Source organism: Staphylococcus cohnii species complex 1663 (assembly GCF_041008415.1).
In the GTDB taxonomy this organism is placed as follows: Bacteria; Bacillota; Bacilli; order Staphylococcales; family Staphylococcaceae; genus Staphylococcus; species Staphylococcus ureilyticus.
Window position 1 is genome coordinate 352,755 of sequence record NZ_JBFDVL010000002.1, and the last position, 14,017, is coordinate 366,771.

Consider the following 14,017-nt stretch of genomic DNA (forward strand, 5'->3'; position numbering starts at 1 on the left):
TCTGATACTAGTATATCGTACTATTTACATATGAAAAGAGCAATGTATTTCCAAAAGATATATATAGAAATATATTATTAATTTCATGAAATTAATTTGAAAATAAAATCACGCTTGAAAATGAAACGATAACATGTACTTATCGCTAATTTCCAAACGTGATTGTATGAATTGCTACAACTTTATAATAAAACTTTCAAACGACGTCTATCTAACTATGATCTTCTAGTTGTGCTTCCATTTCGTCTGCTACTTGTTGTACTTGCGTCCCAATGATAACTTGGGTGTTGTGCTTACCGCTTGTTGTAACACCTACTGCACCAGCACTTTTTATCTTAGTTTCATCAATAATACTATTATCATTGAGTTCCATACGTAAACGAGTAGCACAATTTGTTAAAGAAGTAATGTTTTCTTTGCCACCAAGACCTTCTACAATTTGACTAGCCGTTTTTGAATACTTATTTTTCTGTAACTCCCCTTCAGACTCAGCTGAATCTGCAGTGTCACCTGTTGTAGCTTCTTCTGATGTCGGGTCAGGTAGTAAGTTATCACCACGACCAGGTGTATTAAGTTTCAACCATTTTATCGCTAATCTAAATACAACATAATAAATCACAAAGAACACTACGCCTTGAACCATTAACATCAGTGGATGATTTGCTACTGGATTAATCAGAGATAGTAAAAAGTCAATTAACCCCGCACTAAATGAGAACCCTGCCGTCCAGTGGAATAGCGCTGCAATAAACAGAGATAAACCAGTTAATAGTGCATGAATGACAAATAGTATTGGTGCTACAAACATAAATGAAAATTCGATTGGCTCAGTCACGCCAACGAAAAATGCTGAAATCGCTCCACCAAACATTAAGCCATAAACTCTTTTTTTCTGTTTTGTCTCAGCAGTATGATACATCGCTAATGCTGCTGCTGGGATTCCAAACATCATTACTGGGAAGAAACCAGCCATATAGCGTCCTGTAATACCTTTAACGGCACCATCACCCGTTTGGAATTTAGCGATATCATTAATACCTGCTAAATCAAACCAAAATACTGCATTCAATGCATGGTGTAATCCTGTCGGTATTAACAAACGGTTGAAAAAGCCATATAAAAATGCACCACCAGGACCTAAATCTAATATCCATGTTCCAAATGCAACAATTGCTGAGTACACAACTGGCCAAACAAACAACATAATAACCGCGATAAATATACTAAAGAATGCAGTTAAAATAGGTACCAAACGTTTACCACTAAAGAACGATAACGCTGTTGGCAGTTCTGTTTTACTAAATCTGTTATACGTATATGCAGCAACTAAACCGATAATCAAACCGATTAAGACGTTTTGATTATTCATTTGTTCGAACGCTTCATTTACTCCTGTTTCTTTTACACCCAATAATGGTGCTAATTTTTCAGGACTAAGCACGACGGTTGTTAAGAAGAAACCAACAGCTGCAGCAAGCGCCACTGCTCCGTCATTTTTTTTCGCCATACCTAAAGCGACCCCAATTGCAAATAATATTCCTAGTTGCCCTAGTATCGTTGAACCTGCTGTAGAAAAGAACGCAGCTATGGTTGGCAGTATACCAAGTGCTGTTAATGCATTACCAATACCAACGATAATAGCAGCTGCTGGTAACACTGCAACTGGCAACATGAGCGATCTTCCCAAACGTTGAAAGAAACTATACATAATCATTCCCCATTTCCCAATAAATTACCCAAAAAATCACCACATGTACAAAATGTCCACGTGGTGAATGAAAGCGTTATACTTGTTGTCATTGTACAGTTCCATAATAACACAAGTCTTATAAATTTCGTATATAAAATAAGATTCAAAATGAGTAAAATGAATTATTTATGTGCTACAGACGCATTTAATTCATTTTGTAATTGAATTGTTCTTTTTTCCAATTCTTTTGTTAAATATTCTAATTTTTCATTTCGTTTCATATCTTTTGGTAAATTTTTAGTGTCGATAGGTTCACCAAATTTAATAATTGATTTGCCTGTGATTAAGCCCTGAATTTTTTTGGGACCTATATATGCCGCTGGTAAGATGGGTGCTTGCGCCATCATAGCAATTGTAACTGCACCTCGTTTCATCGGTGAACCTTCGTCATATTTCATACGATGGCCAGTTGGAAAAATACCAACTGTTTTATTTTCTTTTAATAATTTAATTGGCTTTTTCAACGTGCTTGGACCAGGATTTTCTCTGTCGACTGGAAAAGCATTAAGTGAACTTAAAAATCCACCGAACCACTTATTATTAAACAACTCTTTTTTGGCCATATAATGAATTTGATTTGGATAAATAGCCATACCTAACATAATGACTTCATTGTAACTTTCGTGAGTACAAGTGACGACATACCTATGTAATTGAGGAATATTTTCTTCCCCTTGCACTTCTAATGATTTACATATTTTACGTATAATTAAATTTAATATACTGCTAATAAATCTATACATTTTTCCACCTACTTTTTTCACCTTATATTACCTTATTGATTCTATCATTTAGTGCATTAATGAACAAGATAATTTATATTTCAGTCTAAAGTTGTATAGTGATATACTAGAAAAAGTTGGACAAAGCTTTCATAATAGGAGTTAAAGAATAAATCGGAGGTATAATATGTCAGATTTGAACAATGATCAAAATACAAACAATAAACAACCTGATGCGCAAACATCAAATTACAGCCGACCAACATTTAGTAAACGAACAAAACCAAAATTTCCATGGTTCAAAACTGTACTTGTTGCACTCATAGCTGGTATCATAGGTGCACTCATCGTCTTAGGTATTGGTAAAGTAATGGAAAATACAGTTTTGGAAGATAACGGTTCAACTGTTAAAGAAGCGAATAATAACAATAATGCTGGTAATTCATTAGATGGTAAAAGTGATAAGTATGATTCTGTGAATCAAATGATTACAGATGTGTCACCTGCAATTGTTGGTGTCATCAATATGCAAAAAGCTCAAAATTTAGATGACTTACTTAAAGGAAAATCTGCTAAATCAGAAGAAGCTGGCGTGGGTTCTGGTGTGATTTATCAAAAAAACAATGGATCCGCATATATTGTTACAAATAATCACGTAATCGATGGTGCTAGTGAAATTAAAGTACAATTACATAACTCTAATCAAGTAGATGCGAAATTAATAGGCAAAGATGCACTTACTGATATTGCTGTATTAAAAATTGATGATACCAAAGGTACAAAAGCGATAGACTTTGCAAATTCTTCTAAAGTAAAAACTGGTGACAGCGTATTTGCAATGGGTAACCCACTTGGTTTAGAATTCGCAAATTCTGTAACATCAGGTATTATTTCAGCAAGTGAACGTACCATTGATACGCAAACATCAGCAGGTGCGAACAAAGTAAATGTACTACAAACAGATGCAGCCATTAACCCTGGTAATTCTGGTGGTGCGTTAGTAGATTTAAATGGGAATTTAGTAGGTATAAATTCTATGAAAATAGCGAATGAACAAGTTGAAGGTATTGGTTTCGCTATACCTAGTAACGAAGTGAAAGTTACAATTAAGGAACTCGTTAAAAACGGAAAAATTGATCGCCCTTCTATCGGTATTGGTTTACTAAATTTAAGTGAAATACCAGATGAGTATAAAAAACAATTAAATACGGATAGAAAACAAGGTATATATGTAGCCAAAGTATATACTGATAGTGGACTAAAAGAAGGCGACATTATTACAAAAATAGATGATGAAAAAGTCCAAGAAGATACAGAACTACGCTCTTATTTATATGAACATAAAAAACCAGGTGACAATGTTAATCTAACAATTGAAAGAAAAGGAAAAACACAAAGCGTAGATGTGAAATTAACAGAACAAAAGTCCAATAGCACAGACTCATCTAAAGAAGAAGTCGTCCCTTTTAATTAATAAAATGTATTAATATGTAAGCAATCAGAGCACTTGTTTTAATCTTTAAATAAAGGAGTTTGGACATCAATAATGTCCAAACTCCTTTTTATCTTTCAACTCTTACGATTAAAAATGTCCTTATTTATAATTAATCATAAAGTATTTTTTCTTACCTCTACGCACAATTGTAAATGCATTATCGATCTTATCTTCATCTGACAATTCATAATTTACATCTTGTTGTCTTTCACCGTTTATATAAATCGCACCATTATTTATGTCTTCACGTGCTTGTCTTTTAGATGAAGATATGCCCGTTTCAACAATGGCTTCAACAATGTTCGAAGTCGTGTGGTTTAAGTCAACTTGTGGTACATCTTTAAATCCTTCTTTTAATTCTTTAGCTGAAAGTGATTTCAAATCACCTGAAAATAACGCTTGTGAAATTCTAATTGCATCATCTAATGCATCTTGGCCATGAATAAATCTAGTTACATTTTCAGCTAATGCTTTTTGTGCTTCTCGTAAATGCGGTGCTTCTTGCAATGATTTTTCTAAATCATTTATTTCTGCTTGACTTAAAAATGTGAAGTATTTTAAAAATTTAATAACATCTTCATCTGTTGAATTAATCCAAAATTGGTAGAATTCATAAGGACTTGTTTTGTCAGCATCTAACCATACTGCTCCACCTTCTGTTTTACCAAATTTTTTACCATCAGATTTAACTACTAGAGGAATCGTTAGACCAAATGCTTCATTTTCTCCATACATACGACGCATGAGTTCAATACCACTAGTGATATTGCCCCATTGGTCTGAACCGCCCACTTGAATTTTACAATTGTATGTTTGATTAAGATGTCCGAAATCAATTGCTTGTAAAATTGTGTAAGTAAATTCTGTAAATGAAATACCGTGTTCTAAACGCGTTTGAATAGAATCTTTGCCTAGCATGTAATTTACACCGACATGTTTACCATAATCACGTAAAAATTCAATTAATGATATTTGTCCAAGCCAATCTTTATTATTAACTAGTTTTGCACCTTTATTTGTGTCAAATTCAAAAATTTTATGCATTTGTTTACTAATACCTTGTACATTGGTTTCAACTTGTTCCTCAGTTTGTAACTTTCTTTCTTCTGATTTACCAGATGGGTCACCTATCATTCCAGTACCGCCACCAATTAACACAAGTGGTCGATGACCATGCTCTTGAAAACGACGTAAAGTTAAGAACGGCAATAAATGACCAATGTGTAAACTATCTGCAGTTGGATCGGCACCACAGTATAACGTAACTTGTTCTTTATTTAATAAATTTTCAATACCTGTTTCATCCGTTTGTTGATAAATTAAGCCTCTCCATTTTAATTCTTCAATTAATGCATTTGTCATGATATCAACCTCCTAATTAAATATTGATAAAGTTTTGAATAGGCTTTATTTGCATCACTTCTATGATTCAAGAAAATAATCTCAGAAAATGCAAAAAAGCGCCCTTACATAATTATGTAAGGGCGCATATGCACGGTACCACCATACTTTAAGTCAAACAACTTTATTAATGATACGTTCATTAACTAAAACGTTTGGATAATTACGCTATAAAGGTGTATTCATATAAAGACCAACGTTAGTTCGCAGCAATCACTAACTCTCTGAAGATGATACAATATATTACTTCTCCTCTATCCAAAAACGATATCGAATTGATATTAATTATATTTAATTCTATTTTAAAAGTCAACACTCTGTATTATGTTATAATACTGTTTAGCTAAGGAGGACCACTATGGAAAAACAGACGTTTGATATAGACAATCATAAAAATAAACAACTTACTAGACTGGAACAGTTTGAATTTATTTATAAAAAAATCAAACACTTTTTCGTAGGTTTGTTTTTCATATTTAGCTGTTCTTTGGTTATCTTACTCGCAATATCTGTACTTTATTTTCAAAATTTAACAAAAGAAGCAACGCATATGTCAGATAATGAATTAAAACATAAATTATTAAATGTGTCTGGTAATGAAGATATTGATTATAAAAGTGATAACATTTTATCAGAATATAACAATTCTATTAATACACTTATCGTTGGTCCAAAACATGTTAATAGTAATGTGATCAAAGCATTAACCGCTTCAGAAGACAGCTTGTTCTTTCAACATAATGGTATTTTACCTAAAGCCGTTTTAAGGGCGATTGGTCAAGATATATTTAATTCGATGGATGCTACGGGCGGTAGTACAATTACACAACAACTTGTTAAAAATCAAGTTTTAACCAATAAAAAAACATATAACCGAAAAGCAAATGAACTAGTACTCTCAATGCGTGCTGAAAAAATACTGACTAAAGATGAAATTTTATATACATATTTAAATATTGTTCCTTTTGGTCGTGATTATAATGGCACAAATATTTCTGGGATAGGTTCAGCTGCTTATAGTATTTTTGGCAAACCTGCTGAGGATTTGAATATTGCTGAATCTGCTTATTTAGTTGGGTTATTACAAAGTCCCTACTATTACACACCCTATAATGAAGATGGCTCACTTAAACCTAGTGATCAAATCCAAGTCAGTTTAAATAGACAGCATTATGTATTAAAACGTATGTTAGTAGAAGATGAAATTACCCTTTATGATTATAGACGTGCAGAAAATTATGATATTAAATCTCATTTAATGACTAAATAAAATTATTCATTAATATATTTTACCAAAGTAAAGACTAATCCATACGTAAATGAGTTAGTTTTTATATCTCTAAGATAAACAACATTGCACATAGAAAAACACTTTCGAATGATTCATTTAAAACGAATCCAACGAAAGTGTTTTTATTTAGTCTCACTGATTGAGGTCAGTTTCGTTATAAATTGACCCCTATTTTAAAGTCAGAAATCGTTAGGCCTTTTTCTAAACTTTTTTAAACAAATATTTAGAATAAACCAACTGCATGTCCATCATCTGTAACATCCATTTTTAATGCGGCAGGTTGTTTAGGTAAACCAGGCATTGTCATTATTGCACCAGTCAGTGCGACAATAAACCCTGCACCTGTTTTCGCTTCTAATTCACGGATTGTAATTTCAAAACCTTCAGGTGCACCTAATAACGTTGCATCATCTGAAAATGAATATTGTGTTTTGGCCATACATACAGGATAATGATCCCAACCATTTTCTTTAAATTGTTTTAATTGTTTTTGAGCTTTACTACTAAATGTTACTTTGCTACCGCCGTAAATTTCTTTTACGATTGTTTCAATTTTATCTTCTAATGGTTGCTCTAGTTCATATAAATGTTTGAAATCTTGTGGTTGTTCGATCACTTCTAACACTTCGTTAGCTAAATCGATACCACCTTTACCACCTTTTTCCCAAACTTCTGTTAAAGCTAGTCGTACACCATTTTCTTTTGCCCATTCTTGAACAAATTTAGTTTCTGCATCTGTATCGTGAATAAATGCATTTAATGCAATCACTGGTTCTAACCCATATTTTTTCACGTTATTTACATGGCGTTCTAAGTTTACAATTCCTGCTTTTAATGCATCAACGTTTTCTTCTTTAAGGTTGTCTTTTGCAACGCCGCCATGCATTTTAATCGCGCGAATCGTAGCTACTACTACGACTGCTGATGGTTCAAATCCTGCTTCACGTGCCTTGATATTAATAAATTTCTCAGCACCTAAATCTGAGCCAAAGCCTGCTTCTGTTACGACAATATCAGCTAATTCTCTTGCTGTTTGAGTAGCAAGAATTGAGTTACAACCATGTGCAATATTTGCAAATGGGCCACCGTGTACTAATGCAGGTGTACCTTCAATCGTTTGGACTAAATTTGGTTTGATTGCGTCTTTAAGTATCATTGCTAATGCACCTTCAACTTTTAAATCCGCAACAGTGACAGGTTTACGATCTCTTGTATAACCTACTGTAATTTTGCTGATTTTAGATTTTAAATCTTGAATATCATTAGCTAAACATAAAATTGCCATAATTTCTGAAGCCACTGTAATATTGAAACCATCTTCACGTGGTACACCTTGCGTTGGCCCACCTAATCCTACGATCACATTTCTTAGTGCACGATCATTCATGTCTAAAACGCGTTTCCACTCAATTCTTCTTTGGTCAATGGCTAAGTCATTGCCTTGATGAATATGGTTATCAATAAATGCTGATAAAGCATTGTTCGCTGTAGTAATCGCATGGAAATCACCATTAAAATGCAAGTTAATATCTTCCATCGGTAACACTTGAGCGTATCCGCCACCTGTCGCTCCACCTTTAATACCAAACGTTGGTCCTAAAGCTGGTTCACGTAATGCAACCATTACATTTTTCTTTAATTGGTTAAATGCATCAGACAAACCAACAGTAACTGTTGATTTCCCCTCACCAGCTGATGTTGGGCTCATAGCTGTTACTAATACGACTTTCCCTTTGTTATCTTTTTGTTTAACTTGGTTAATATCTATCTTAGCCTTATAGTGTCCATATGGTTCTAAAGCATCTGCTGGAATACCTACTTTTTCAGCTATGTCCCCTATAGGTTGTAATGTTGATTGATTAGCAATATCTAAGTCTGATAAATGTGCCAAATTCATTCGCCCCTTATTTTATAAATTTTAATCACTTTTAAAAATCAAATTTCAATCAGTGAGTCAAAATTCCTTACATATTCATAATAACCAAATAATGTTGTGTTGTCGATTAATAGAGATAACGCTTTCAAAATAATAAGCTACTTTTGTAAAATTATGATATACATTTATACTCATATTGTTTTATTACACTAAAAACTCCTTTATTTCAAAATTTTAAGCAAAGTTAAAACCTATCAATAAAGGAGTGTTTTTAGCAAGTTTTGCATGTGAAATAAAACTTTAACACTTTGTATTTAATTAATCTTCCATCGTACTTAAGTCGCCTTCTGGCAAGTCAAGTTCCCATGCTTTTAGTACGCGACGCATAATTTTACCTGAACGTGTTTTCGGTAATTTTTCTTTAAATTCTATTTCACGTGGTGCAGCATGTGCAGCTAAACCTTCTTTAACAAACTTACGAATTTCTTCTTTCAACTCATCACTTTCCTCAAATTCAGGGCGTAACGCAACAAATGCTTTAATAATTTCACCGCGTACAGGATCTGGTTTACCAATGACGCCTGCTTCTGCAACTGCTTCGTGCTCCACTAATTTCGATTCTACTTCAAATGGACCTACGCGTTCACCAGCAGTCATGATTACATCATCTACACGACCTTGGAACCAGAAATATCCATCTTCGTCTTTATAAGCTGAGTCTCCGGATACATACCAGTCACCAATGAAATACGATTCATATTTTTCAGGATTATTCCAAATAGAAATCATCATGGATGGCCAACCTTTTTTAATTGCCAAATTACCCATGCGATTAGGAGGTAATTCATTACCTTGATCATCTACAATTGATGCCTCAATACCTGGTAATGGTTTACCCATTGAACCTAATTTCACATCCATCGAAGGATAGTTTACAATCATATGGCCACCTGTTTCAGTCATCCACCAAGTATCTAGCACACGCAGTCCAAATACATCTTTTGCCCATTTAATGACTTCAGGGTTTAATGGTTCACCGACAGATAAAATACTCTTTAACGATGATAAGTCATATTTTTCAACAATATCATCACCAGCACTCATTAACATTCTTAATGCTGTTGGTGCCGTATACCATATAGTCACTTTAAATTCTTCTATCATACCATACCATGCTTCAGGAGAAAATCTACCTCCCGCAATACAATTCGTAACGCCGTTTAACCAAGGGCTAAATATACCATAAGATGTTCCAGTGACCCATCCTGGATCTGCTGTACACCAATACACATCATCATCTTTAAAATCAAGTACATATTTACCTGAAATATAATGTACTAACATCGCTTTTTGCGCATGTAATACGCCCTTAGGTTGACCAGTTGAGCCTGATGTATAATGTAAAATCAAACCATCATCTAAATCTAACCATTCCGTTTCAAATTGATCACTCGCTTGTTCAAATTCACTATTGAAATCTACATATGCACCATCTACATCATTATCAACTACAATGATTGTTTCTAAATTTGGTAACTTATCTACAGGTATTCTTGGCAATAAACTGTTAGTAGTAACTATTACTTTTGCCTCACTATTTTCTAGTCTATCCCCAACAGCTTTTTCCATAAATGCTTCAAATAATGGGCCTACAATTGCACCTATTTTCAAAATACCAAATAACGCAAAATAAAGTTCAGGTGTTCTTGGCATAAAAATAAATACACGATCACCTTTTTCAACGTTGGCTTTATCTTTTAAAACATTTGCAGCTTTATTTGATTTTGATTTCATTTCACTGAAAGTATAACTTTCTTGTCGCTGATCATCTTTATAATGAAGTGCAACTTTTTCTCCTTTACCTTCATCCACATGGCGATCGATACATTCATGCGCCATATTCACTTTACCTGTGTCATACCATGAAAATGCTTTTTCGACCTCTTTCCAATCAAAGTTGTTGTATTGTTTCTCATAGTTTTGAAGGTTAAAATTTCCTTCTTCCCCTTTATATATTTCTACTTTCATTCTAAATCCCCCTCTTAATGAAATCGAATGCTTAATGCATATTATAACTAACAAATTCACAATTTTCAAAATAATTGGTGTAAACGGATACATTTTCGTGTTAATTTCCTCCGAAATCACTTATACTAAAAGTATTAAAGGGTGAATATGACATTCATCTACAGTCGTTTGGAGTGAAAAAATGGAACATATAAAAACGTATCAATTTCAAACATTTCATTTGGACGAAGGTACATTTATAATAGAAGGCCCTGTCTCTAGAGAAAATCTTGAACTTATGACTTTTGATGATGGACTTTCTGCTTTTCGACAACCTAACGATCAATTTATAGCTATAAAAGAAATTAGTGAATTAAAAGAAGGTAGAATTTTTGTGATTAGAAAGCATGACCATATTGTAGGTTATGTCACTTATCACTATCCTGATCCATTAGAACGTTGGTCTGATGGTAACCTTGAGTATTTAATTGAACTGGGTGCGATAGAAATCAGTTTACCTTATCGACATTTACATTTAGGCAGTAAACTCATTCGTTTAAGTTTGGCGGCCGATGAATATGAAGATTATATCGTTTTAACTACTGAGTATTATTGGCATTGGGATTTAAAAAATTCTGGTCTAGATGTTTTTGCTTATAAAAAATTAATGCAAAAATTAATGGGTTATGGGGGCCTAGAAATTTTTGCTACAGATGATCCTGAAATCACTAGTCATCCAGCAAATTGTTTAATGGCAAGAATAGGTGCACGCATTTCCATTGATCAATTACAAGCATTCGATGATTTAAGATACAAGAATCGCTTTTTCTTTTAAAGGGGAGTTAAATCAATATGAGCAATACCCAAAAAACTGGTTTTGTTTATTCAAACGAAATCTTACAATACCGTTTTAGTAATCAACATCCTTTCAATCAAATGAGATTGAAACTGACAACTGAACTATTAAGTGATTTAGGTTATTTAAAACCTGAACACATTGTTAAACCGCGAATCGCTACAGATGACGAATTAAATTTGATTCATAGCTATGATTATATACAATCTATTAGACGTGCATCACATGGCATTTTAAATGACAATGAAGCCAAGAAATATGGTTTAGATGGAAGCGATACACTACAGTTTAGAATGATGCATAAACACAGTGCACGCATTGTGGGTGGTGCCCTTAATTTAGCTGATAAAATTATGGACGGTACATTCACCAATGGTTGCCATTTAGGTGGTGGATTACATCATAGTTTGCCAGGTCGTGCCAATGGTTTCTGCATATACAATGATGTGGCAATTACGATTGCTTATCTCATCAAGCATTATGATTTACGAGTGATGTGTATAGATACAGATGCACATCATGGGGATGGAACACAATGGAGCTTTTACACTAACAACGATGCATTAATTTATTCTATACATGAAACAGGCAAATTTTTATTCCCTGGTTCGGGAAACTATACAGAACGCGGCAATGAACAAGGCTTCGGTTATACCGTCAATATACCACTTGAACCCTACACAGAAGATGATTCTTATCTAGAAGTCTTAAATGAAACATTAGAACCTGTGGTTGCCTCTTTCAAACCTGATATCATTGTGAGTGTGCACGGTGTAGATATTCATTATTTAGACCCACTCACACATATGAGTTGTACATTAAATGCACTATATGAAATCCCCTATAAAATTAAAGCATTAGCAGATAAATATACTGATGGAAAAGTAATTATGTTTGGTGGCGGTGGTTACAATATTTGGAAAGTTGTACCTAGGGCATGGACGCATGTTTTTTTAGCATTAATTGGCGAACAACAACAGCAAGGTGAATTACCTGAAAAGTGGATTGCTAAGTGGACACCCTATGCTACTTGTGAATTACCTACAACTTGGAAAGACCAAAAACTAGATTATCAATTAATACCTAGACGTAAAGAAATTACAGAAATCAATATGAAACATGCAACTCAAGTATTAAGTTGGTTTAAATAACATTGGTATTCATTATTTTATTACATAAAAATACAGACATGATAAAGCCCCACTACTCAGTTCGTTGAGTTAGTGGGGCTATTGCACAAGTTGCAGCTCAGGTGACACTTAAATCCTGTTCATTCTTACTTAACTTGGACAACGAAATCATGTTACATAAAATTTATGTCCAAATTCTGCTGTTTTATTAACTTTATTTTGTAGTACCTCTGTATTCAATTCTATGTGGTAAAATCACATTAGGTTCATCAATTTCTTCTTCGTTCATATATTTGGTTAATAATCTCATTCCCACTGCACCAATGTCATACAACGGCTGAATCACACTTGATAATTGTGGTCTAACCATTTCAACTAAACGTGTGTTATTAAAACTAACAATTTGTAAATCATCTGGAACAGTTACACCTTCATCTTGTGCTGCATGAACTAAACCAATTGCTTGTTCATCACTAATTGATAAGATAGCATCTGGTTTACTAGATTTTAATGCGTCAAATGCACGTAAACCATCTTTATAGGTCTCATTGCCATTGAAAACTAATTGTTCATCTAATGTTAATTGATTTTCTGATAAAACCTCTTTTAATCCTTCTAACACATCTTCTTGTGCCTTTTTGGAATAGTCTCCGCCTACAAAAGCAAAACGTTTTGCTCCTTTTTCTATTAAGTGCGCTGTGATTTCTTTTGCAGCTGTTTGGAAATCGATATTGACTGATGAAATTCCTTCATCTTTACCGTTCGTACCTGACACGACTACTGGAACAGATGATTTATTAATCAATTCTTTAATTTCTTCTGATATCGTTCCACCTAAAAAGATAATGCCATCTACTTGTTTACTTAATAAATTATTAAAAATTTCTTTTTCTTTGCCAGGGTCATTATCAGAATTCGATATGATTGAGTGATATTTATACATAGTAGCAATATCTTCTAAACCACGTGCGAGTTGTGAATAATACACATTTGAAATATCTGGGATGATTACCCCAACAGTCGTCGTACGTTTACTTGCTAATCCTCTTGCTACTGCGTTGGGACGATAACTCAACTTTTTAATAACTTCGTTCACTTTGTCTCGTGTTTCCGGTTTTACATTTTGGTTACCATTTACGACACGCGAAACAGTAGCCATAGATACCCTTGCTTCTCTAGCTACATCATAAATTGTTACAGTCATAAACTTCCTCCTTGAAAGCGATTTCTTTATTATTATACTCTGTTTTCATAACATTTTCAAAGTTTACCATATTTTTCGCAAATGTAAAATCATTTTGATTTGAATGTCATAATAATGTCAATTTCATAATAATTTATTAAATCTTATTTAAGTATATGTTTTTATTTCTATTACAATCATTTTCAAAAATAGTAATTAATATTAGTATAAATTCGTATAAATTGCTATTAAAAAGAAATATAAAAACCTCTATATGCACCTAAAAAATTAGTATGCAAAATAGAG

General features: G+C 33.4%; 10 protein-coding genes. 4 read left to right on the forward strand and 6 right to left on the reverse strand.

Translation table 11 applies throughout. From position 1 onward, the window contains the following. Window positions 1-211: 211 nt before the first annotated feature. Together nagE and AB1J10_RS03645 are read right to left on the reverse strand one after the other, a co-directional pair. Window positions 212-1,708 carry an N-acetylglucosamine-specific PTS transporter subunit IIBC gene (gene nagE / locus AB1J10_RS03640; RefSeq protein ID WP_064208834.1) on the reverse strand — a complete coding sequence of 499 codons (1,497 nt, stop codon included), beginning with the start codon at window positions 1,706-1,708 and terminating at the stop codon, window positions 212-214. 164 nt (window positions 1,709-1,872) lie between these two features. Next, on the reverse strand, window positions 1,873-2,493 hold the full coding sequence (locus tag AB1J10_RS03645) for a lysophospholipid acyltransferase family protein (RefSeq protein WP_046206839.1): 621 nt from the start codon (window positions 2,491-2,493) through the stop codon (window positions 1,873-1,875). Window positions 2,494-2,659: 166 nt separating this feature from the next. Here AB1J10_RS03645 and AB1J10_RS03650 point away from each other — a divergent pair, with 166 nt between their 5' ends. Continuing rightward, a complete protein-coding gene (locus tag AB1J10_RS03650) occupies window positions 2,660-3,946 on the forward strand; it encodes a S1C family serine protease (RefSeq protein WP_107365447.1) in 1,287 nt (428 codons plus the stop codon). A gap of 120 nt (window positions 3,947-4,066) precedes the next feature. Here the strand turns inward: AB1J10_RS03650 and tyrS are convergent, their stop codons facing one another. Continuing rightward, on the reverse strand, window positions 4,067-5,329 hold the full coding sequence (tyrS, locus tag AB1J10_RS03655) for a tyrosine--tRNA ligase (protein ID WP_107391384.1): 1,263 nt from the start codon (window positions 5,327-5,329) through the stop codon (window positions 4,067-4,069). A 397-nt stretch (window positions 5,330-5,726) separates the two neighbouring features. Here tyrS and AB1J10_RS03660 point away from each other — a divergent pair, with 397 nt between their 5' ends. Continuing rightward, window positions 5,727-6,638: a biosynthetic peptidoglycan transglycosylase gene (locus AB1J10_RS03660; protein ID WP_064208831.1), complete on the forward strand. Its 912-nt coding sequence runs from the start codon at window positions 5,727-5,729 to the stop codon at window positions 6,636-6,638. Between the two features lie 244 nt (window positions 6,639-6,882). Here AB1J10_RS03660 and AB1J10_RS03665 read toward each other — a convergent pair whose 3' ends face one another. Together AB1J10_RS03665 and acsA are read right to left on the reverse strand one after the other, a co-directional pair. Further along, window positions 6,883-8,550, reverse strand: coding sequence for a formate--tetrahydrofolate ligase (locus AB1J10_RS03665; RefSeq protein ID WP_369003008.1), 1,668 nt, complete (start codon window positions 8,548-8,550; stop codon window positions 6,883-6,885). 303 nt (window positions 8,551-8,853) lie between these two features. Then, window positions 8,854-10,563, reverse strand: coding sequence for an acetate--CoA ligase (gene acsA, locus AB1J10_RS03670; protein WP_107365463.1), 1,710 nt, complete (start codon window positions 10,561-10,563; stop codon window positions 8,854-8,856). 181 nt (window positions 10,564-10,744) lie between these two features. On the opposite strand from acsA, the gene AB1J10_RS03675 reads away from it, so the two are divergent. Both AB1J10_RS03675 and AB1J10_RS03680 read left to right on the forward strand, forming a co-directional pair. Further along, window positions 10,745-11,377, forward strand: coding sequence for a hypothetical protein (locus AB1J10_RS03675; RefSeq protein WP_046206833.1), 633 nt, complete (start codon window positions 10,745-10,747; stop codon window positions 11,375-11,377). A 17-nt stretch (window positions 11,378-11,394) separates the two neighbouring features. Continuing rightward, on the forward strand, window positions 11,395-12,549 hold the full coding sequence (locus AB1J10_RS03680; protein ID WP_064208830.1) for an acetoin utilization protein AcuC: 1,155 nt from the start codon (window positions 11,395-11,397) through the stop codon (window positions 12,547-12,549). Window positions 12,550-12,742: 193 nt separating this feature from the next. Here AB1J10_RS03680 and ccpA read toward each other — a convergent pair whose 3' ends face one another. Continuing rightward, the gene (gene ccpA / locus AB1J10_RS03685; protein ID WP_064208829.1) at window positions 12,743-13,732 is read right to left on the reverse strand and encodes a catabolite control protein A; all 990 of its coding nucleotides are present in this window, start codon (window positions 13,730-13,732) and stop codon (window positions 12,743-12,745) included. Between the last annotated feature and the right edge of the window lie 285 nt (window positions 13,733-14,017).